This window comes from Mesorhizobium sp. WSM1386, from assembly GCF_055901595.1.
Genome location: NZ_CM148373.1, coordinates 1,664,558 through 1,684,518, shown reverse-complemented (window position 1 = coordinate 1,684,518; position 19,961 = coordinate 1,664,558). Strand labels below are relative to the sequence as shown.

The following is a 19,961-nucleotide window of genomic DNA, read 5'->3' as shown; positions in this document are numbered from 1 at the left end:
CAGCGGACCGAGAACCGTGACGGTTCTCGGTCCGCTCGTAAATCAGGAATTCGGCGGCACTATTCCACGCGCTTCGGACCGCGCAGGAACACCACGATGGCCGCCAGCAATGTCGCCGCGCCGCAATAGGCGAAGGCGCTGGCGACGCCGGCATGGTCGACCAGCAGGCCGCCGAAGACGGCGCCCAATGCAATCGCCACCTGGAACGTCGCCACCATCAAGCCGCCGGCGCTTTCAGCCTGGTCGGGCGCGGCCCGCACCAGCCAGCTCTGCAGCCCGACCGGCACCGCGCCGAAGGCAAAGCCCCAGATCGCGACCGACACCGCAGCAATGGTCGGCGAGGCGCCAAGAACCAGCATCGAGGCGGCGGCCAGTGCAATCAGCAGGGGTGCCAGCGCGACCGCTGCCTTGAGATTGCGCTCGGCCAGGATGCCGCCGGCGACATTGCCGAAGAAGCCGCCTATGCCGTAGGCCAGCAGCACCAGCGAGATCGTCTCGATGTCAAGCACGGGCACCTTTTCGAGGAACGGGCGCACATAGGTGAAACCGGCAAAGTGCCCTGAGGCGACCAGCAGCACGACCAGCAGCGCCACCCTGATCGACGGGCGCTCCAGCACCTCGAGCAAGGTGCGGAAGCTTGCCACTCCCATGGGCGGCAGCTTCGGGATGGTCGCCACCTGCACCAGCAGCGCCAGCGCGCCGACGATGGTCGCGATCATGAACGCGGTGCGCCATCCCCACATGTCACCGACATAGGCGCCGACGGGGGCCGCGGTGACGGTGGCCAGCGAAACGCCGGTCAGGATGATCGACATGGCACGCGGCATCAGCCGCATCGGCACCAGCCGCAGCGCCATGGCAGCCGACATCGCCCAGAAGCCGCCCAGGGCGACGCCAAGCACGACGCGGGCAAGCAGAAGCATGGGCAAGGATGAAGCAAAGGTGGCCAGGAGATTGGACAGGATCAGGAACATCGTCAGCATCCACATCACCAGCCTGCGGTCCATGCGCCTTGTGATGATCGCCATGGTCGGTGCGGCAATGGCGCCGACGATCGCGGTCGCCGTCACCGCTTGTCCCGCCACGCCTTCTGTGACGCCGAGATCGCGCGCCATCGGCGTCAGCAGGCTGGCGGGCAGGAATTCAGCGGTAACGAGGCCGAAAACCCCAAGCGCGAGCGAGACCACGGCACCCCACGCGGGCTCTGTTCGCTCCTCCTGGTCCGTGGGATTCAATAGGGCGGCGTCGACGGCGCCCGTGGCGGATTCGGCCATGATCAGTCTCCGATGAAGTTGCAGCGCAGCATTTGGCTGCAGTGCAACATAGGGAGTGACCGGCTGGAGTTTCCATGTTAGAAACACCATTATGTTTGACCGTTCGTCCAAAATTCCGGTCACTGGCGACGCGCTGACCGACATATTGCGCGGCTTGCGTCTCGATGGCGTCGAGTATGGCCGCTGCGCAATGAAAGAGCCCTGGGGCATCCAGTTCCCGGCCCAGCCCGCGGCCCGGTTTCACTTCATCGGCCGCAAAGGCTGCTGGCTGAAGCAGCCTTCCGGCGAGTGGGTGCAGCTCAATGCCGGCGATGCGGTGTTGCTGCCGCGGGGCGCTGCTCATGTGTTGGCCAGCGAACCCGGCGCCCAGGCCTGGCCAATTCACAGCTACGGCCGCGAAGAGGTCTGCAAGGACGTCTATTGTACGTCGAACGCGGAGATGTGTGACAAGAATGGCCAGCCGGGCACGCTGCTGTTCTGCGCCAGCATGTATTTCAACCTCGATGGCCTGCATCCGCTGCTCGGGATGATGCCGGATGTGATGCGCACGCACGAGCTCGAAGACTACGAACCCGGCATTCCGCACCTGCTGGATTCGATGGCGCGCGAAGTGACGATGGAGCGCGTCGGGTCCGGCGGCATTCTGGCGCGACTGGCCGACGTGCTTGCCGCCACCGTCATCCGCTCATGGGTCGAGCGCGGCTGCGGCGACTCCTCCGGCTGGATCGCGGCGGTCAGGGACCGCGACATCGGCCGCGTGCTGGCCGCCATTCATCTCGAACCGGACCATGACTGGACGGTCGAGTCGCTGGCCCGGATGATGGGCGCCTCGCGCTCGGGCTTTGCCGAGCGCTTCGCCACCATCGTCGGCGAAACGCCGGCAAGATACGTCACCCAGGTCAGGATGCATCAGGCGCGGCAATGGCTGGTCCGCGACCGGATGAAGATATCGGTCGTTGCCGCCCGTCTCGGCTATGAATCGGACGCCGCCTTCAGCCGTGCCTTCAAGCGCGTCATCGGTTCGGCGCCCAGCCACCTGCGCGCCGAGGAACAGGCCGACATCCGCCAGGCCAGCTGATGCGCCGGCCGTGACGGCTGGTGATTCCGGTTTGCCAAGTTGCCCTCATGCAATAGTTTGCCCGGTAATGGAGGGCCGGCGGCAAATCAGCCTTTGGAGGATAGCTGATGCTAAATCATGTGAAAATCCTGGCACTCGCCACCATGCTCGTCGTCTCAGGACGGGCATTTGCCATCGAGGATAACTATTTGCCAGCCAACAAGATTCCCTATGTTTCCGAAGCACCGGGCCAGCCGCAGCGCCTCGGGCCATTGTGGGGCGAGCGGGCCAAGGGCCCGGCGGGCACGTTGCTGAAGGTCCCGGGGCACCTGGCGTGCTCCTGTTCACGCGCACACCGCGGACTACCGGGCGGTGGTCATAAAGGGGCTGTGGGCGCATTGGCAGATGGACGGCGGCGAAGCGACCAAGGTCGAACTGCCTCCGGGGTCCTACTGGACCCAGAAGGCCAACGAGATGCACGACGACGCTTGCCTCTCCGACACGGAATGCGTGATCTTGCTGATCAACGACACCCCTTACGAGACCTACATGGCAAAGTGATCGGGCGCTCTATCCGGCGTGCCGCAAGCTGACGCCACTGCCCTTGTCGAACAGCACGACCTTGTCCGGGTTCCAGGCAAAGCGCACCGGCTGCTCGATCGCGACATCGGTCCTTGCCGGCACCGTCGCGCGCAGCGTCGTGTCGCCTACCCTGAGCGTCAGTATCTTTTCGACGCCGTGATTCTCGACATCGTGGACGCGCGCCTCGACCGGCGCGCCGCTTTCCAGATAGACGTCCTCCGGACGGATACCGAAGACGAGCGGGCGGCCGTCGGTCGCGCCGCTCGCCTTTAGTCCCGACAAAGTATTGGCGCCCCCCGAATAAGGCAGTTCGAAATTCAGCGGTGCCATCACCGCGCGGCCGTCGACCAGTTTGCCGTCGATGAGGTTCATCGGCGGCGAGCCAACGAAGCTCGCCACATAGGTGTCGCGCGGGTTGTTGTAGATCTCGTGCGGCGTGCCGGTCTGGACGATGCGGCCATGGTTGAGCACGCCGACCTTGTCGCCCATCGACATCGCCTCGATCTGGTCGTGGGTGACGAACAGGAAGGTGGCGCCGAGCTGTATCTGCAGGTTCTTCAGTTCCGTGCGCAGCGCCTCGCGCAGCTTGGCGTCGAGCGCCGACAGCGGCTCGTCCATCAGGAACACGCGCGGCTTGCGCACGATGGCGCGGCCGATGGAGACGCGTTGCATCTCGCCGCCTGACAGCCGGTCGGTCTTGCGGTCGAGCAGATGCTCGATCCTGAGCGTACGCGCGGCGCGGTCGACGCGATCCTTGATCTCGGCATCGGGCAACCGGCGGATCTTCGGTTTCAGCGGGAATTCGAGGTTTTCGCGCACCGTGTAGCGCGGATAGAGCGAGTATTGCTGCAGCACCAGCGCCACGTCGCGCTCGGCCGCGCCCCAGTCGGCGACGTCGACGCCGTCGATGAAGACCTGGCCCTCGCTGGGCTTTTCCAGGCCGGCAATCAGCCGCAGCGTCGTCGTCTTGCCGGCACCTGTCTCGCCCAGCAGGACGAAGAACTCGCCATCGGCGATGTCGAGATCGAGCCCGACCAGGGCGGTGTGGTTGCCGAAGGTCTTGGAGATGTTCTTGAGCTGGATATGCGCCATCAGAGTCTCACATCAAGCGACTTGCCGCTTGCCTTGTCGAAGAAATGCGCCTGGGTCGGGTCGATCCTGGCGAACACCTTCTCGCCCGGTCCGGCGACGAAGCCGCTCTTGGTGCGCGCGCGCAGCATCTTGGAACCGACCTTCAGGTCGACGATGTCGAAGGAGCCGAGCGGTTCGACGATCTGTGTTTCGACAGCCATGAACCCCTCGGCGGCGTCACGGCGGATGAGCACGCCTTCCGGCCGGATGCCGACTGCCAGTCCACCCGCGGCATGGCCGTTGAGCTTCGACAGGAGAGCTCGCGGAAACTCGAAGCCGGTGGCCGCGTCACCCACGGTCACCGATGCGGACGAGGCTTTTTCGGCCACCGCCGCGTCGGCGACATTCATCACCGGACTGCCGACGAATTGCGCCACGAACAGATTGGCCGGGCGCGAATAGACTTCGTCCGGCGAACCGACCTGCTGCAGCACGCCTTCATGCATGATGACGATGCGGTCGGCGAGGCTCATCGCCTCGATCTGGTCGTGCGTGACATAGATGGTGGTCGAGCCCTGCTTGATGTGCAGCCGCTTGATCTCGGCCCGCATCTCTTCGCGCAGCTTGGCGTCGAGTGCGCCGATCGGCTCGTCCATCAGCATGGCCTTCGGCCGCCGCACCAGTGCCCGGCCGATGGCGACGCGCTGCATGTCGCCGCCTGACAGCGCAGACGGTTTTTTAGCCAGCAGGTCCGTTATTTGCAGCGTCTTGGCGACCGAGCGCACCTCGCTGTCGATCTCCGCCTTGCTCTTGCGCGTGGCGCGCAGGGGAAAGGCGATGTTCTCGTAGACGCTCATATGCGGGTAGAGCGAAAACGACTGGAAGACCATGGCGATGTCGCGGTCGGCCGCCTTCAGATGCTGGATCGGTTTGCCATCGATGAGGATATCGCCTTCGTCGATCGTCTCCAGCCCGGCGATGGCGCGCAATGTCGTCGTCTTGCCACAGCCCGACTGGCCGAGCAGAACGATGAACTCGTTGTCGGCGATCTGGAGGTTGAGGTCCTTGATGACCTGGACGGCACCGAAGAATTTCTGGACGCCGCGAAGCTCGATCTGGGTCAATGCTGTGCTCCCGGATTTCGCGCCTGCATGTCCCCGGAATGCCCAGTACCGGCCTTGTCTTCCGGTGCGATCTTCGAGGTGACGTTGAAGCCGATCAGCCCGATCAGGATAATGGTCAGGCCGTATGTGTGCAGCAGCATGTTCCACGGCTGGCAGAGCGCGACGATGCCGAGCACCATCAGCACCTGGCTGCCTGGCTCCAGATATTTCTGATTGATGGCGCGAAAGCTCATTTGCGGATCGCTCCGAAAGACATGCCACGCAGCAGGTGATTGCGCAGCAGGAAGGTGAAGATGGCGACCGGCAGCAGGAACAGGAAGGTGCCGGCGGCGATCACCGTCCAGTCCGGCAGGCCGGAGCCGACCTGGCTGGGGATGAACGGCGGGGCGGTCTGCGCACGGCGATTGGTCATGATCAGCGCGAAGGCATATTCGTTCCACGCGGTGATGAAGCAGAACACGGCGGTGGCGGCGATGCCTGTGGCCGCCTCCGGCAGCACGATCTTGAAGAAGGCTTCCATGCGCGTATAGCCGTCGACGAGTGCCGCCTCCTCGTATTCTTTCGGTATCTCGTCCATGAAGCCCTTCATCAGCCACACCGAGAAGGACAGGTTGAAGGCGGTGTAGAGGATGATCAGCCCGACATGGGTATCGTTGAGGCCGACCGCGCGGTACATCAGGAACATCGGGATCGCCACCACCACCGGCGGCAGCATGCGTGTCGACAGGATGAAGAAGAGCAGGTCCGCCTCCCCCTTCACCTTGAAACGCGAGAAGCCGTAGGCGGTGAACGTGCCCATGCCGACCGCCAGCACGGTCGAGGTGATGGCGATGATCAGCGAGTTCAGGAAGCGGCTCGGATAGCCCGACCACTGCACCTGGCCTTTACCGTCGCGCACGATCTTCTCGCCGCCGTCGAAAACGACGCGCTCCCACCACGGGGCGGCCGCGTACTCTTCGGGCGTCGGCGGACTGCGCAATTGCGAGCGCTTGGTGAACAGCTTCACGAAAGGCGAAATCTCCGGCTGGAAGACGACCGTCGGCGGGATGGTGGTGGCCAGGTTGCGCGGCTTGAAGGCCGTCGAGGCGATCCAGTAGATCGGGGCGAGGAAGATGATCGTCACCAACAGCACGGCGACGATGGCGACGCGGTTGAAGCCGATCTCGGAAGAAGTGCGGACTGCAGCCATCTCAGCGCTCCTTCACCTTGTTGAGGTATTTGACATAGATGTTGGTAATGGCCAGCACCATGATCAGCACGATGTAGGCCATCGCGCAGGAACGCCCGGTCTGCCACTCCTGGAACGCCATCTTGTAGAGCCGGATCGAGATCAGCTCGGCCGTCGGCTGGCTGGTCAGGATGTAGGCGAGGTCGAAGGTCTTGAACGCCTCCATGGTGCGGAAGATGACTGCGATCATCAGGATCGGCGCGACCAGCGGCAGCGTGATGCGGAAGAAGGTGTAGAACGGCCCGGCGCGGTCAATCGCGGCGGCCTCGTAGAGATGTTTCGGCACCGCCGAGAGGCCTGCCAGCGACAACAGCATGACGAAGGGCGACCACATCCAGATGTCGGTCAGCGCAACCGCATAGAGCGCCATCTTGGGATCGGCCAGCCACTCGAAATTGCCGAGCCCGAGCGCATAGTTGATGACCCCCCATGATGGGTCGTAGAGAAGCTTCCAGAACAAGCCGACAACAGCCATCGACAGCATCATCGGCAGCAGCAGGAGCGTGGTGATAAGGCCCTTGAGAGGGATATCCCGGTTGAGCAGCATCGCCACGCCGAAGCCGACAAACAACTGGCCGGCGACCGAGATGATCACGTATTTGGCGGTGATGGCGAAGTTGGACCAGACATAGGGGTCGTTGAGCAGGTCGCGGTAGTTCTGCAGCCCGACGAAAGTCGCCGGCGCATTGGTCGACGCACGAAAGTCGGTGAAGGAATAACCGAGCGAATAGATCAGCGGAAAGATGTTGAAGACGATCAGGAACAGGACCGTCGGGATGATGAAGAGATTGCGGATGGAAGTGTCGCTCAGGCCGCGCGCGGCCGCTCTTGAAGACCTGTCCAGCGTGGTGATCATCGTGGTCGCCAAGACCCTGCTCCCGGTTGCGGAAAAAGAAACGGAGGGGGCATCAAGCCCCCTCCGCGAGGCATGATCGTTATTGGCCGCGGCCGTACTTCTTGAAGGTCGCGTTCCAGTCGGCCGCCAAAGCGTCCAGCGTTTCCTTGGCGGTACCTTCCCCGCCGATCATGTAGGGATAGACGCGCTGGTTGAGCTGCTGCAGCAGTTCGGCGTATTCCGGCACCGCCCAGAAATCCTTCACCTTGAACATGGTCTCGTAGAAGGCCTTGTTGTAGGGCGTGGCGTTCTGGAATTCCGGCGACTTGAGCACCGCCGCGCTGCAGGTATAGCCGCCAAGGGCCGCCCACTTCTTCTGGGTCTCGTCCTTGATGAACCATTCCAGGAACTTCGTCGCCTCTTCCTGCTTCTGCGAGTAGGAGACGATGGAGATGCCCTGCCCGCCGAGTGCGGCGAACTGGTCGCCGTTCGGGCCTGGAGGGTTGGCGAAGAAGCCGGTGTTCTTGGCATTCGGGTTCGACGCCTCGTTGATCAGCGAGGGGAAGAACGCGAAGTAGTTCATGCTCATAGCGGCCAGGTTTTCGGTGATCGCCTGGTTGTCCTCGACGAAGAACGACTTGGCCCAGCCTGGAGGGGTGAACTTGTAGAGTTCCTTGTAGGCGTCGAGCGCTGCGACCGCCTTGTCGGAGTTGATGAAGCCATCGACCTTGTAGGTCGAATAGTCACCCAGTTCGCCGCCATAGGAGAACAGCGCGTTCTCGAACCCCATCGCCATCGCGTCGTAGGAATTGTCGGTGTAGATGGCGATGCCGTACCTCTTCTGGTCCGGCCGATAGAAGAATTCGGCGATGTCGCGCAACGCCTTGAAATCCTTCGGCACGTCGAGGTCGTAACCATACTTGGCCTTGAACGCTTCCTTTTCCTTGGGGTCCTCGAACCAGTCCTTGCGATAGGACCAGCCGACGGCGTCGCCTTCAAGCGGGATGGCCCAGTACTTGCTGCTTCCGCCCGGATATTCGGCATAGTACTTCACCGTCGCCGGTGCCATTACTTCGCCGAGCTTGTGCTTGTTGAAGAAGTCGGTCAGGTCGACATAGTGGCCACCGGTCGAGCCGGCGCCGAGCCATTGCGAGTCGCCGACGACCATATCATAGGCGTCGCCATGGGCGTTGAACTCGGTGAATGCCTTGGTCTGGAAGTCGGACCATGGGGTGGTTTCCACCGTGATCTTGACGCCGGTTTCCTTCTCGTACTCGTTGCCGAGTTCCTGCAAATAGTTGGCCGGATCCCATTCCGCCCAGAAGATGGTGAGCGACTTTTCCTGCGCGTAGACGGACGTTCCGCAGGCAAGCGTTAAGCCGATACCAGCAAGTACGCTGGTCACTAACTTGCGCATAATGATTTCCTCCCTTGTGCGCGTTCTACCTTGTCATGCGAGCCGGCGACGCAGCCGACCCTGGTAGTTCCTCCCGTAATCGCACCTTTCCGGTTTCGGCCTCCTCGCCCTGCCGGAAAAATGGATCGCAACCCTCACTTTCAACCCACTTTTCTGATCCAATCTGGTATTACCAATCTTGCGTCGACGTCAAGCCCTTTCTTGGCAGCCAGTCTTCCCCCAGGCTTCCCGATTCAGACATTATCTGCCTGTTTTCGCATGATTTTCCTACTCAGTGATATGCATAGGTGTTGCCTGGCACCTCGCGCTGGAGTTAATATCGATAGTCGGCATGCAAATCTGGTCGAACCAGATTGGTGCTATTTCACGGCTGTCCCTGAACCTACACCGCCTCCTTCATCGATCGATTCCGCGACCGCCGCACGCACCAGCGCACCAGCCGCCCATTGCGCGACCGCCATCGTTTTACGGCTATCCAGCCCCCAGATATCTTTCAGCACGATCAGCACCTCGACGCCGAAGATCAGCGACAGTGCCTGCGCCAGGCGTTTGAAGTCGCGCGGCGGCAAGCGGCCTTTGAGCGGCGCGATCGCCTCCTTCAAAAGATCGACGCGATGACCGCGCGTGAGGGCCGGCTCGCCACCCAGCGTGCCGGCCTGGCGCCTCGCCCACTGGTCGAGCGACAGCTTCAGCGCCGCCTTGAACGTCGCCTCGAAGGCCTCGATGCGCGGCATGGCGGTGTAGAACAGCTCTGTGACCCGCCGCCCGGCATCGGGGGAGGTTGATTGCCAGGTCAGGATCGGGCCGAGCCCCTCATTGACGACCGCCTGCACCAACGCCGCCTGGCTCGGGAAATAACGATAGGCGGTGGCACGGGAAACCTGCGCCGCTTCCGCGACTTCGCTGACCGAAGGCGTGACGCCCGCCTGCATCAGCCGCGTCGCCGTCTCCAGCATCAGCCGTTTCGTGCGCGCCCGGGGTCCGCGCTCGGCTCTCTCGCTGGCGTCGTCCTGCACGGTGGCGTGTTGACGTGAGACATCCATGTCAATACGATACGCGCGTCTCAAAAATTTGCAATGACCTGGGAACGGCCCGTGAAGCGCATCTACGTCGTGGGCACCGCCGACACCAAGGGTGAGGAACTCGCCTTCCTGGCCAATGCGATCGCCGCCACCGGCGCCGCTGTTTGCCGTGTCGATGTCGGAACGCGCAACGCAACCGTGCCTGTCGACATCACCGCCAAGGAAATTTCCGGCCATCACCCCGACGGCGTCAACGCCGTGCTCGGCGGAAGTGATCGTGGCGCCGCCGTCGCCGCGATGGGCGTCGCCTTCGCCCGCTTCATCCAGTCGCGAAACGACATTGCCGCGATTATCGGCATTGGCGGCGGCGGCGGCACGTCGATCATCACGTCGGGCATGCGCGCCCTGCCGCTCGGCCTGCCCAAGATCATGGTCTCGACGCTCGCATCGGGCGACACCGCACCCTATGTCGATGTCTCCGACATCATCATGATGCCTGCCGTGACCGACATGGCGGGGTTGAACCGGCTCTCCCGCGTCGTCCTGCACAATGCCGCCCAGGCGATCTCCGGCATGGCGGCGAGGCCTGCGCCGCCGCCCGACGGCAAGGCTTCGATCGGGCTCACCATGTTCGGCGTCACAACGCCGTGCGTGACCGCCATCGCCGACCAGCTTCGCTCCCGATACGATTGCATGGTTTTCCACGCCACCGGCACCGGCGGCCGCAGCATGGAGAAGCTCGCCGACAGCGGCCTGCCATCCGGCATCATCGACATCACCACCACCGAGGTCTGCGACCTTCTGCTCGGCGGCGTGCTACCGGCGACGCAGGATCGTTTCGGAGCGATCATGCGCACCCGCCTGCCCTATGTCGGTTCGGTCGGCGCGCTCGATATGGTCAATTTCTGGGCGCCTTCGACCGTTCCGGAACGATATCGCGGCCGGCTGTTCTACGAGCACAATCCGAACGTCACGCTGATGCGCACCACGGCAGACGAGTGCCGCCAGATCGGCGAATGGATCGGCGCCAGGCTCGCCCGCTGCGAAGGGCCGATGCATTTTCTGATCCCGGAAAAGGGTGTCTCGGCGCTCGACATCAAGGGTGGCGCCTTCTTCGATCCGGAGGCCGATGCCGTCCTGTTCGAAGCCATCGAGCGCACCATCCAGCCAAACAACACGCGCTGCGTCACCCGCCTGCCGCTGCACATCAACGACCCCGAATTCGCCCAGGCGGCAACCGCCGCCTTCCTCGACATCGCCAGACACTGAGGTCCAAGAACATGCCCGCCATACCGCGCAAGGACATACTGAAGAAGTTCCGGGGAATGATCGACAAGGGCGTGGCGATCGTCGGCGGCGGCGCCGGCACCGGCCTGTCGGCCAAGGCCGAGGAGGCCGGCGGCATCGATCTCATCATCATCTACAATTCCGGGCGCTACCGCATGGCCGGGCGCGGCTCGGCCGCCGGCCTGCTCGCCTATGGCAATGCCAACGAGATCGTCAAGGAGATGGCCTACGAGGTGCTACCGGTGGTGAAGAAGACGCCGGTTCTGGCCGGCGTCAACGGCACCGATCCCTTCGTCATCATGCCCCTGCTTTTGGCCGAGCTGAAGACGATGGGCTTTTCCGGCGTGCAGAATTTTCCGACCATCGGCCTGTTCGACGGCTCCATGCGGCAGAGTTTCGAGGAGACCGGCATGGGCTTTGGGCTCGAGGTCGACATGATCGCCGAGGCGCACAAGCTTGACCTCTTGACCACGCCCTATGTCTTCAACCCCGACGAAGCTCGCGCCATGACCAAGGCCGGCGCCGACATCGTCGTTGCCCATATGGGCGTGACGACGGGCGGCTCGATCGGCGCCACCTCGGCCAAGTCACTCGACGACTGCGTGGTCCAGATCGATGCCATCACCGAAGCCGCCCGCTCGGTACGCAAGGACGTCATCCTGCTTTGCCATGGCGGCCCGATCTCGATGCCCGATGACGCGCGCTACATTCTCTCGCGAGCCAAGGGCCTGCATGGCTTCTATGGCGCAAGCTCGATGGAACGGCTGCCGGCCGAAGCGGCGATCGCCAGGCAGACTGCCGATTTCAAGGCGCTCGGCAGCGAGAAAGCCGCGAAGAAAAAGAAGGGGTGATGAGAGATGATCGACAAGAGCAAGGTGTTTGTCTACCCGAAGGACGTCAGCGCCTTCGGCTTCGACTGGGGCAAGCTGTCGCTGACGGTGGCTCCGGAAGTGAACGGCGCTGTCCGCTTTTCCGGCGGCGTGGTCGACCTGCCCTCCGGCAAGGGCCACGCCCGCCACAATCATCCAGGCGCCGAAGAGATCATCTTCGTCATTTCGGGCCATGGCGAGCAGATGGTCGAGGACGAAAAGGGCAATCCGGTGGTCGAGAAGGTCGGCCCCGGCTGCACCATCTATGTGCCGGAAAGCCGTTTTCATTCGACATTGAACACAGGCGACGGGCCGATGCAGCTCTTCGTCGTCTATTCGCCGACCGGACCGGAATTGGGCTTAAGGGAGCTGCCGGATTTCAGGCTGCTGCCACCCGGGCAGTAATGAACTGGTTTCTGTCCGAAGCCGCGCTGCCCCTCATTGTCCTGCCGGACATTTCTCCCCGTATAGTGACGGGGAGAAAGACGCAGCCATCGGCGCTTTCGCCAATTTTCAACGCCGCAAAACAGATACCGAGGGCGCGGCTGTCCTCTTCTCCTTGTCACTATACGTGGAGAAGGTGCCGACAGGCGGATGAGCGGCGCCAGCCTTGGGTTCTATGAAATCCCACCCCGGTTCCACCCCCGCCCCCGATCGCCGAACATCACATAGCCGCTCTCGGTCACCGCCAGTGTATCCTCCAGCTTGATAAAGCCACGTGTCGGGTGGAGCATCGTTGTCTCGACCGACAGCACCATGTTCTTTTCCAGTGGCTTGGCCGCATAGGTGCCTTCATAGGTCACCGGATGGTTGGTCATCAGGAACGGCGCCTCATGCGTGATCAGGCCCATGCCGTGGGCGAAGAAATCCGTATAGGCAGCGACTTTTGATTTCTTCAGCACGCCCTCGGCGTGGGAAATCATGTCGCCGCCGAGCGTGCCCGCTTTGACCTTCGAGAAGGCAGCCTGCTGCACCGTCTCGACCTCGGCCAGCAGATCCTCCAACTCGGCATCCGGTTCACCCAGGATGCCCATCCGGCAGAGGTCGCCGATATAGCCGTGGTAATTGCCGCCGGAATCGATCGACAGCACCTCGCCCTTCTTCCATGCCTGCGGTGAAGCGGCTCGGTTATGGCTGGAGCCCAACGTCAGCAGGCAATATTCGAAATGGATCCCGCGATTGGTTTCTTCGCGCCGCAGCTGCTCGATCATCTCGGCCTTGGTCGTGCCTTCGCGCGCCCATTGGATGGTCGCCAGCATGGAATCGGTGATCAGTTCGGAAGCCGTGCGCAGCTTCTCCAGCTCGGCATCGGTCTTGATCGCACGCATGCGCTCCAGCATGTCGGTCGCATCGATCAGCTTGGCCTCCGGCAGCGCCTTGCGGATCAGCGTATAGGCGTCCGAGGGCAGGAAACCCGGCTCGATGCCGATGCGCGCGCCCGCCTTGCCGATCTTCTGCAGATGTTCGACGGCGAGGTTCGCGGCGTCGAGCGTGCCCCAGCAGGCGGCATGCAGCGTCGGTGTCCAGAACGGGTTGTTCTGGTGCTCGCCGCCTTCCATGCGGTTGCCGATATAGGCGGCGTGATCGGGTCCGCCCTTCTCGTAAATGACTATGGGCAGATAGCGGCTGTGGCCGATCGCATCCATGGCGGCGAAGAAGATGAATTTGTAGCCGCCAAGCAGATATTGCGTGTTGTGCTTGGAGGTCGCGAGCAGCACATCGATGCCGGCCTCCTCCATCAGCCGATCGACCCTAGCTTGGTCGAACGGGATCTTGCTGACGGCACTCTTGCCCGGGGCAATGTTCATCTCTCTCTCCCTTGGATTGCCTGGGATCACAGGCCGCTCCGCGTCCCGATCCGCTGGCTGTCGATCAAATCTGCACCATTTTTCCCACACTGGTCTAGCCAGAATGCGCGAAGAGCGCGACTGCGCCGCCACCAGGCCGTCATCGGCCGTATATCCATCAAATCTGGTCTTACCAGATAGATGGAATTGAGCCATTTCCCGCAAACTGGTCCAGCGGACGAAAATTTCAAAGCCAAGCAAGGATGCGCCAATTCCGTCTCTGGCGAAACCCTTGGCAAGGCTCATAATCGCCGCCGCAAGGATGCCGGCGGGCTCGCAGGCGTTCGAGGGGTATGGCGCGCCCTGTAGGGTCGCGGAGAGGACGGAGTTCGATCATGTCAGGTTTCACGATTTCCAGACGCAGAATGCTTGGCGGCTCGGCGATGCTGCTCGCCTCCACCGCCATGCCGACACTTGGCTGGGCGCAGACACCGAAGAAGGGCGGCCGGCTGGTGCTCGCCGCCGATTCCGAGCCACGCAACCTCAACCCGGCGATCGTCGCCTCAAACGGCGTCTTCTTCATCTCCAGCAAGATCGTCGAAACGCTGGCCGAAGCCTCCTTCGACGGCAAGGACGGGCTTGCGCCACGCCTGGCTCTGAGCTGGGAAGGCGCCGCCGATGGGCTTTCGGTGACGTTCAAGCTGCGCGAAGGCGTCAAATGGCATGACGGCAAGCCGTTCACGTCGGCCGACGTCGCTTTCTCGGCGCTGCAGATCTGGAAGCCGCTGCAAAATCTCGGCCGCACCGTGTTCAAGGATCTGGCTGGCGTGGATACGCCCGACGATCTCACCGCCGTGTTCAAATTCGCCAAGCCGACGCCGTTCCAGCTGATCCGCAACGCGCTGCCGGCGCTGAGCAGCGTCGTGCCGAAGCATGTCTACGAGGTCGGCAAGATTGAGGACAACCCGGCCAACAACGCGCCCATCGGCACTGGGCCGTTCAAGTTCGGCGAGTACAAGGCCGGCCAGTATTACCGGCTGATCAAGAACACGGATTACTGGGGCAAGGACGAGCCCTACCTCGACGAAATCATCTACCAGGTGCTGCCCGACCGAACGTCGGCGGCAAGCGCACTGGAAGCCGAGGAAATTCAGCTCGCCGCCTTCTCGGCCGTGCCGCTGGCAGATCTCGACCGCATCTCCAAGGTGCCGGGCCTGAAGGTGATCACCAAGGGTTACGAAGGGCTGACCTATCAGCTCGTCGTCGAGATCAACCATCGCCGCAAGGAACTGGCCGATGTGAAAGTGCGCCAGGCTATCGCGCACGCCATCGACAAGGATTTCGTCGTCAAGACCGTGTTCCTTGGCTATGCCGCGACCGCCACCGGCCCGGTGCCGAAGAACGACCCGCAGTTCTACACCGCCGACGTGCCGACCTATGCCTTCGACGTCGCCAAGGCCAACGCCTTGCTCGACGAGGCCGGCTACAAGAAAGGCCCGGACGGCAAGCGCTTTACGCTCAAGCTCCTGCCCGCGCCGTATTTCAACGAGACCAAGCAGTTCGGCGACTACCTGCGCCAGGCACTCGCCGCCATCGGCATCGACGCGGAGCTCGTCAACAACGACTCCGCCGCGCACATCAAGGCCGTCTACACCGACCACGCCTTCGACCTTGCGGTGGGTCCGCCGGTGTTCCGCGGCGATCCGGCGATCTCGACAACCATCCTGGTGCAGAGCGGCATTCCCGACGGCGTGCCGTTCTCCAACCAGGGCGGCTACAAGAACGACGCGCTCGATGCGCTCATCGCCAAGGCATCCGAGACGCTCGACACCACGGCCCGCACCGACCTCTACAAGGAGTTCCAGAAGGAGGTGGCCGCCGACCTGCCGCTGATCAACGTCGCCGAATGGAGTTTCATCAGCGTCGCGCGCGATACGGTTGGCAACATCGCCAACAACCCGCGCTGGGCGGTGTCGAACTGGGCGGACACGTATCTGGAATCGTGACACATTTGCGCGGATGAGAATTCGCGAAATCATCGTAGACGTTGAGTTCTACGAGGCCCCCCTCTGTCCTACCGGACATCTCCCCCTCAAGGGGGGAGATTGGCCGCTTGTCTGTCCCGCGAATTCTTCAACGTTGGAGATTGGCGAAGCCGTCGGTGACATCCAATCTCCCCCCTTGCGGGGGAGATGTCCGGCAGGACAGAGGGGGGTGCCTGGGCTCGGCATTTCTTATAGGCGGCCATACGCCAACACTCGGAGGAGCCCATGACCCGCGCCTTCATCCTCCTCCGCCGCCGTCTCGTCGGCAGCATCTTCGTGCTGCTGATCGTCGTCATCGGCACGTTCCTTTTGCTCGAGGCCGCCCCTGGCGACGCCGTCGACGCCTACATCGTCTCGACCGGCGGCGACGCCGGCATGATCGAATTGCTGCGTCATCGCTGGGGTCTCGACCAGTCGGAGCTGACGCGGCTGGCCAACTATCTCTGGGCACTGCTGCATCTCGACCTCGGCCAGTCGGTGACCTTCTCCAGACCGATCCGCGACGTCATCCTCGAGCGCCTGCCCAACACGCTGCTGCTGATGGTCAGCGCCACCGCGCTCTCCTTCGGGCTCGGCTCGGCGCTCGGCATCTATGCCGGCGCGAGGCCCGGGAGTTTGCGCGACCGCTTCCTGTCGATCGGCTCGCTGGCGCTTTATGCCGTGCCCGGTTTCTGGCTCGGCCTGGTGCTGATCGTCGTCTTTGCCGTCGACCTGCGCTGGCTGCCGATCGGCGGCATCGAAACCCTGGCCTCGGACAAAACCGGCCTCGACCGAGCCGTCGACATCGCCATCCATCTCGTCCTGCCGGTTTCCGCGCTCGGCTTCATCTATCTCGCGCTCTATCTGCGCATGATGCGTGCCGGCATGGCCGAGGTCTGGCGGCAGGATTTTGTGCTGGCCGCCCGCGCCAGGGGGCTTTCGCGCCGCCGGATCGTGCTCGCCCATATTGCCCGCAACGCGCTGCTGCCGCTGGTCACCATGCTCGGCCTGCAGTCGGCGCAGATGCTCGGCGGCAGTGTCGTCATCGAGAGCGTTTTCTCCGTGCCTGGCCTTGGCCGGCTGGCGCAGGAAGCCGTGGCCGCGCGTGACACACCCCTTCTGCTCGGCATCATCCTCGTCAGCGCCGTGCTGGTCATCGTGATTAACCTCCTCGTCGACATCGCCTATGCCTTCCTCGATCCGCGCGTCGGCGCCAGCGAGGCCGGCGCGTGAACCCGCTTCGCCGTTTCTTGCGGACGCCTGAGGCCGTCGCCGGCGCCATCCTTCTGGCGGCGTTGATTGCCATGGCGCTGTCGGCACCGCTGCTGTTCTCCGGTGATCCGCAAGCCATTGCCGGACCACCGCTGTTGCCACCGTTCCAGGTCTGGTCGCTGCCGCTCGGCACCGACCGGCTCGGCCGCGACGTGCTGGCCGAGCTTTTCCACGGCGCCCGCACCTCGCTCGCCGTCGGGCTTGCGGCGGCGACGGCGGCACTGGCCATCGGCGCGACAGTCGGTACGCTGGCCGGCTTTGCCGGCGGCCTCGTCGACGAGGTGCTGATGCGCATCACGGACGCCTTCCAGACCGTGCCGGGTTTCCTGCTGGCGCTGGCCTTCGTCAGTGTCGTCGGGCCATCACTGGGCGTCGTCGTGATCGCCATCGCGCTCGGCACCTGGACCGGGCCTGCCCGTATCGCCCGCGCGGAAGTTCTCTCCATTCGCGAGCGCGACTATGTCGCCAGCGCCCGCGCCGTCGGCATGCATCCGCTCGAAATCGCCTTTCGCGAAGTGCTGCCCAACGCCTTGCCGCCGGTGCTGGCAATGTCATCGGTAATCGTCGCCGCAGCCATCCTCACCGAGGCAGCCTTGTCGTTTCTCGGCCTCGGCGACCCCAACCGGGTCACCTGGGGCGGCATGATCGCCGAAGGCCGCGCTGTCTTGCGCACCGCGCCCTTCCTGTCCATCGTTCCTGGCATAGCGCTGGTGCTGACGGTACTCGGGGTCTATCTCGCCGGCGAAGGCATCGTCGAGACGACGGCATTCAGGAGAGGCCTGTCGTGACCGCACTCGCAGCGATCCGCGACTTGACGGTCACCTACCGCCGCGACGGCGGCGAGGTCGCGGCGTTGAAGCACATCAGCCTCGATATCGTCGCCGGCGAGCGCCTGGCCATCATCGGCGAAAGCGGATCCGGCAAGAGCACACTGGCGCTGGCTATTGCGGGGTTGTTGCCGGCGAGCGCCAAGACTGAAGGAAAGATCGATTGGTTCCTTGGATCGAAAGGAGAGGTCGATGCCAAGGCGCCCCCCTCTGTCCTGCCGGACATCTCCCCCTCAAGGGGGGAGATTGGCAGTCCGACCAGCGTTTCCTCCCCTGCAACCATCGTGATTGGCGAAATCAGAGAGGACGGCGCAATCTCCCCCCTAGAGGGGGAGATGTCCGGCAGGACAGCGGGGGGGCTCGTAGAGCACAGGCCGCAAAAGCTCTTCACCAGATCAAGTCACCCTCCCCTCGGTGGCCGCGATATCGGCTTCGTCTTCCAGGACCCATCCGCCAGCCTCGATCCCGTCATGCCAATCGGCAAACAAATCGCTGAAGTCGCCCGCACCCATCTCGGCCTCACCTGGCCGCAGGCATACACGCAAGCAAAGATCCTGCTCGAACGCGTTCGGCTGCCCGATCCAGATTCGGCCCTGCGAGCCTTCCCGCATCAGCTCTCCGGCGGCCAGAAGCAGCGCGTGGCAATTGCCGCCGCCATCGCCGCGGGACCGAAATTGCTGATCGCCGACGAGGCGACCAGCGCGCTCGACACCATCGTGCAGGCCGGCATCGTCGCCCTGATCCGCCGGCTGGTGGCCGAGGACGGCATGACGCTGCTGTTCATCAGCCACGACATCGCGCTTGCCGCGGAGCTTGCCGAGCGCATCGCCGTGTTCCGCCATGGCCAGTCGGTTGAACTTGGCACGACGCCACGGATTATCGACGCCCCAGCCCAGGCCTACACGCGCGCGCTCCTTGATGCCCACATCGGACTTGATGCCGAACCATTGTTGAACCGAAGCGGGCGCCACGCATGAGCCTGCTCACGGTATCCAGCCTCACCAAACACTATCGTCGCGGCGGCAAGACAGTTGCCGCCGTGGACGATGTCTCTTTTCGCATCGAGCCGGGCGAAACGCTGGCGCTCGCCGGCCCCTCCGGCAGCGGCAAGTCGACAATCGCGCGGCTGGTGCTGCGGTTGATCGAGCCGGATGCCGGCCGCATCGAATTCGAAGGCAATGATTTCCTGGCTTTTGGTGGTGCCGCGTTGCGAGCGCATCGCGCGCGCCTGCAAATGGTGTTCCAGGACCCACTGGCCGCCTTCAATCCACGCGCCACGGTGGCGCGGGTGCTCGACGACCCCTTGCGCATCCATCGCATTGTCTCGCGCGCCGAGCGCCCCCGCCGCATTGCCGCCTTGCTCGGACGCGTAGGGCTGGCGGCGGATCTTGCCGCGCGCGCCATCCACGAAATCTCCGGCGGCCAGCGGCAGCGCGTCGCCATCGCGCGCGCCATCGCCACGAGCCCGTCACTGATCGTGCTCGACGAAGCGGTGTCGGCGCTCGACGTCTCGATGCGTGGACAGATCCTCGACCTGTTACTCGACCTGCAGCGCGAGAAACGGATCGCCTATCTCTTCATTTCACATGATCTCGGCGTGGTCCGCGCGATCTCCCACCGCGTCATCCTTCTCGACGCTGGGCGAATTGCCGAGAGCGGCGACGCCCGTGCCGTCATCGACGCACCGCAATCGGCCATCGGCAAGGCCCTGGTGGCGGCCGCGCCAAAACTCAAGAGAACCGCACAGGACGCATCATGACAGACCCCGTAGCCAGAGCCGAGAAACTGTCGCGCGAACTCGATTCCGCCTTCCGCAACCGCGCCGATCTCTACCGTCTGTTCCTCGACGAACTGACCGGAGAACTCGGCGCCGAAAAGGCCGAGGCGGTCATGATCCGAACCATCGAGCAGCGCGGCAAGGAAGTGGCTGCAGCCGCCTTCGCCAGCTTCGGCGCCAACGACGCGCGCGCCATCGGCGAGGCCTTCCTGGCGGTCAGCCCGGATGGCGGCCTGATGTACCCGACCGATGTCGAGCGCGGCGATGACCGCATCGCCTTCAAGGTGAAGCGCTGCCCGCTCAAGGACGCCTGGGTCGAGGCCGGAGTCGGTGACGAAAAGCTCGCCACGCTCTGCCGCATCGCCGGCGCCTTCGACCGCGGCCTGTTCGAGGCGACGGGCGTGCGTTTCGACAATGTCACCTGGACGCCGGGCCACGGCCCAGGCTGCTGCCACATCGCGCTGACCAATCGCGATGCCGGCTAGAGCAATTCCAGGAAAAGTGTGAC

General features: G+C 63.6%; 19 protein-coding genes and 1 pseudogene. 11 read left to right on the top strand and 9 right to left on the bottom strand.

Annotated features, from left to right (window positions below; translation table 11 throughout):
* Window positions 1–59: 59 nt before the first annotated feature.
* A complete protein-coding gene (locus AC0NIH_RS08240; protein ID WP_473463724.1) occupies window positions 60–1,274 on the bottom strand; it encodes an MFS transporter in 1,215 nt (404 codons plus the stop codon).
* A 91-nt stretch (window positions 1,275–1,365) separates the two neighbouring features.
* On the opposite strand from AC0NIH_RS08240, the gene AC0NIH_RS08235 reads away from it, so the two are divergent.
* Window positions 1,366–2,352 carry an AraC family transcriptional regulator gene (locus tag AC0NIH_RS08235; RefSeq protein ID WP_473463722.1) on the top strand — a complete coding sequence of 329 codons (987 nt, stop codon included), beginning with the start codon at window positions 1,366–1,368 and terminating at the stop codon, window positions 2,350–2,352.
* A 107-nt stretch (window positions 2,353–2,459) separates the two neighbouring features.
* A pseudogene (locus tag AC0NIH_RS08230) lies at window positions 2,460–2,892 on the top strand (DUF4437 domain-containing protein).
* A 9-nt stretch (window positions 2,893–2,901) separates the two neighbouring features.
* Here AC0NIH_RS08230 and AC0NIH_RS08225 read toward each other — a convergent pair.
* The 7 genes from AC0NIH_RS08225 to AC0NIH_RS08195 all read right to left on the bottom strand — a co-directional run bounded on the left by AC0NIH_RS08225 (window position 2,902) and on the right by AC0NIH_RS08195 (window position 9,631).
* Window positions 2,902–4,005, bottom strand: a complete 1,104-nt coding sequence (locus tag AC0NIH_RS08225) for an ABC transporter ATP-binding protein (protein ID WP_224687458.1) — start codon at window positions 4,003–4,005, stop codon at window positions 2,902–2,904.
* The gene (locus AC0NIH_RS08220; protein WP_473463720.1) at window positions 4,005–5,108 is read right to left on the bottom strand and encodes an ABC transporter ATP-binding protein; all 1,104 of its coding nucleotides are present in this window, start codon (window positions 5,106–5,108) and stop codon (window positions 4,005–4,007) included. Before AC0NIH_RS08220 ends, AC0NIH_RS08225 begins: the two co-directional genes overlap by 1 nt.
* Window positions 5,105–5,341, bottom strand: a complete 237-nt coding sequence (locus tag AC0NIH_RS08215) for a hypothetical protein (protein WP_013892905.1) — start codon at window positions 5,339–5,341, stop codon at window positions 5,105–5,107. The genes AC0NIH_RS08220 and AC0NIH_RS08215 overlap by 4 nt, the downstream gene beginning before the upstream one ends.
* Window positions 5,338–6,297: a carbohydrate ABC transporter permease gene (locus AC0NIH_RS08210; RefSeq protein ID WP_013892904.1), complete on the bottom strand. Its 960-nt coding sequence runs from the start codon at window positions 6,295–6,297 to the stop codon at window positions 5,338–5,340. Before AC0NIH_RS08210 ends, AC0NIH_RS08215 begins: the two co-directional genes overlap by 4 nt.
* A 1-nt stretch (window position 6,298) precedes the next feature.
* On the bottom strand, window positions 6,299–7,204 hold the full coding sequence (locus tag AC0NIH_RS08205) for a carbohydrate ABC transporter permease (RefSeq protein WP_023763961.1): 906 nt from the start codon (window positions 7,202–7,204) through the stop codon (window positions 6,299–6,301).
* A 67-nt stretch (window positions 7,205–7,271) separates the two neighbouring features.
* Window positions 7,272–8,588 (bottom strand): ABC transporter substrate-binding protein, encoded by a 1,317-nt coding sequence (locus AC0NIH_RS08200; RefSeq protein ID WP_023780617.1) that lies wholly within the window; start codon window positions 8,586–8,588, stop codon window positions 7,272–7,274.
* A gap of 359 nt (window positions 8,589–8,947) precedes the next feature.
* Window positions 8,948–9,631 carry a TetR/AcrR family transcriptional regulator gene (locus AC0NIH_RS08195; RefSeq protein ID WP_473463716.1) on the bottom strand — a complete coding sequence of 228 codons (684 nt, stop codon included), beginning with the start codon at window positions 9,629–9,631 and terminating at the stop codon, window positions 8,948–8,950.
* A gap of 51 nt (window positions 9,632–9,682) precedes the next feature.
* On the opposite strand from AC0NIH_RS08195, the gene AC0NIH_RS08190 reads away from it, so the two are divergent.
* Genes AC0NIH_RS08190 through AC0NIH_RS08180 form a run of 3 tightly spaced genes read left to right on the top strand, consistent with a single transcriptional unit; the run spans window position 9,683 to window position 12,171 of the window.
* The gene (locus AC0NIH_RS08190) at window positions 9,683–10,879 is read left to right on the top strand and encodes a Tm-1-like ATP-binding domain-containing protein (RefSeq protein ID WP_473463714.1); all 1,197 of its coding nucleotides are present in this window, start codon (window positions 9,683–9,685) and stop codon (window positions 10,877–10,879) included.
* Between the two features lie 11 nt (window positions 10,880–10,890).
* Window positions 10,891–11,748: a phosphoenolpyruvate hydrolase family protein gene (locus AC0NIH_RS08185; protein ID WP_473463711.1), complete on the top strand. Its 858-nt coding sequence runs from the start codon at window positions 10,891–10,893 to the stop codon at window positions 11,746–11,748.
* Window positions 11,749–11,754: 6 nt separating this feature from the next.
* Window positions 11,755–12,171: a cupin domain-containing protein gene (locus AC0NIH_RS08180; protein ID WP_473463708.1), complete on the top strand. Its 417-nt coding sequence runs from the start codon at window positions 11,755–11,757 to the stop codon at window positions 12,169–12,171.
* Between the two features lie 212 nt (window positions 12,172–12,383).
* On the opposite strand, the gene AC0NIH_RS08175 is transcribed toward AC0NIH_RS08180, so the two are convergent.
* On the bottom strand, window positions 12,384–13,574 hold the full coding sequence (locus AC0NIH_RS08175) for a M24 family metallopeptidase (RefSeq protein WP_473463706.1): 1,191 nt from the start codon (window positions 13,572–13,574) through the stop codon (window positions 12,384–12,386).
* 374 nt (window positions 13,575–13,948) lie between these two features.
* On the opposite strand from AC0NIH_RS08175, the gene AC0NIH_RS08170 reads away from it, so the two are divergent.
* The 6 genes from AC0NIH_RS08170 (at window position 13,949) to AC0NIH_RS08145 (ending at window position 19,938) form a co-directional block, all read left to right on the top strand.
* Entirely contained in the window at window positions 13,949–15,559 is a 1,611-nt protein-coding gene (locus AC0NIH_RS08170) for an ABC transporter substrate-binding protein (RefSeq protein WP_473463703.1), read from the top strand.
* A gap of 264 nt (window positions 15,560–15,823) precedes the next feature.
* Window positions 15,824–16,810 (top strand): ABC transporter permease, encoded by a 987-nt coding sequence (locus AC0NIH_RS08165; protein WP_473463701.1) that lies wholly within the window; start codon window positions 15,824–15,826, stop codon window positions 16,808–16,810.
* Window positions 16,807–17,637 (top strand): ABC transporter permease, encoded by an 831-nt coding sequence (locus AC0NIH_RS08160; RefSeq protein ID WP_473463698.1) that lies wholly within the window; start codon window positions 16,807–16,809, stop codon window positions 17,635–17,637. Before AC0NIH_RS08165 ends, AC0NIH_RS08160 begins: the two co-directional genes overlap by 4 nt.
* Complete coding sequence (locus AC0NIH_RS08155) at window positions 17,634–18,653, top strand: ABC transporter ATP-binding protein (protein ID WP_473463695.1); 1,020 nt, start codon at window positions 17,634–17,636, stop codon at window positions 18,651–18,653. The genes AC0NIH_RS08160 and AC0NIH_RS08155 overlap by 4 nt, the downstream gene beginning before the upstream one ends.
* Window positions 18,650–19,435: an ATP-binding cassette domain-containing protein gene (locus tag AC0NIH_RS08150; protein WP_473463693.1), complete on the top strand. Its 786-nt coding sequence runs from the start codon at window positions 18,650–18,652 to the stop codon at window positions 19,433–19,435. Before AC0NIH_RS08155 ends, AC0NIH_RS08150 begins: the two co-directional genes overlap by 4 nt.
* Window positions 19,432–19,938, top strand: a complete 507-nt coding sequence (locus tag AC0NIH_RS08145) for an L-2-amino-thiazoline-4-carboxylic acid hydrolase (protein ID WP_013892891.1) — start codon at window positions 19,432–19,434, stop codon at window positions 19,936–19,938. Before AC0NIH_RS08150 ends, AC0NIH_RS08145 begins: the two co-directional genes overlap by 4 nt.
* Window positions 19,939–19,961 lie beyond the last annotated feature (23 nt).

What these genes read in the sequence shown, in the direction of transcription:
- AC0NIH_RS08240 (WP_473463724.1), bottom strand. Translation starts at nt 1,274, where the DNA reads ATGGCCGAATCCGCCACGGGCGCCGTCGACGCCGCCCTATTGAATCCC.
- AC0NIH_RS08235 (WP_473463722.1), top strand. Translation starts at nt 1,366, where the DNA reads ATGTTTGACCGTTCGTCCAAAATTCCGGTCACTGGCGACGCGCTGACC.
- AC0NIH_RS08225 (WP_224687458.1), bottom strand. Translation starts at nt 4,005, where the DNA reads ATGGCGCATATCCAGCTCAAGAACATCTCCAAGACCTTCGGCAACCAC.
- AC0NIH_RS08215 (WP_013892905.1), bottom strand. Translation starts at nt 5,341, where the DNA reads ATGAGCTTTCGCGCCATCAATCAGAAATATCTGGAGCCAGGCAGCCAG.
- AC0NIH_RS08210 (WP_013892904.1), bottom strand. Translation starts at nt 6,297, where the DNA reads ATGGCTGCAGTCCGCACTTCTTCCGAGATCGGCTTCAACCGCGTCGCC.
- AC0NIH_RS08200 (WP_023780617.1), bottom strand. Translation starts at nt 8,588, where the DNA reads ATGCGCAAGTTAGTGACCAGCGTACTTGCTGGTATCGGCTTAACGCTT.
- AC0NIH_RS08195 (WP_473463716.1), bottom strand. Translation starts at nt 9,631, where the DNA reads ATGGATGTCTCACGTCAACACGCCACCGTGCAGGACGACGCCAGCGAG.
- AC0NIH_RS08185 (WP_473463711.1), top strand. Translation starts at nt 10,891, where the DNA reads ATGCCCGCCATACCGCGCAAGGACATACTGAAGAAGTTCCGGGGAATG.
- AC0NIH_RS08180 (WP_473463708.1), top strand. Translation starts at nt 11,755, where the DNA reads ATGATCGACAAGAGCAAGGTGTTTGTCTACCCGAAGGACGTCAGCGCC.
- AC0NIH_RS08175 (WP_473463706.1), bottom strand. Translation starts at nt 13,574, where the DNA reads ATGAACATTGCCCCGGGCAAGAGTGCCGTCAGCAAGATCCCGTTCGAC.
- AC0NIH_RS08170 (WP_473463703.1), top strand. Translation starts at nt 13,949, where the DNA reads ATGTCAGGTTTCACGATTTCCAGACGCAGAATGCTTGGCGGCTCGGCG.
- AC0NIH_RS08165 (WP_473463701.1), top strand. Translation starts at nt 15,824, where the DNA reads ATGACCCGCGCCTTCATCCTCCTCCGCCGCCGTCTCGTCGGCAGCATC.
- AC0NIH_RS08150 (WP_473463693.1), top strand. Translation starts at nt 18,650, where the DNA reads ATGAGCCTGCTCACGGTATCCAGCCTCACCAAACACTATCGTCGCGGC.
- AC0NIH_RS08145 (WP_013892891.1), top strand. Translation starts at nt 19,432, where the DNA reads ATGACAGACCCCGTAGCCAGAGCCGAGAAACTGTCGCGCGAACTCGAT.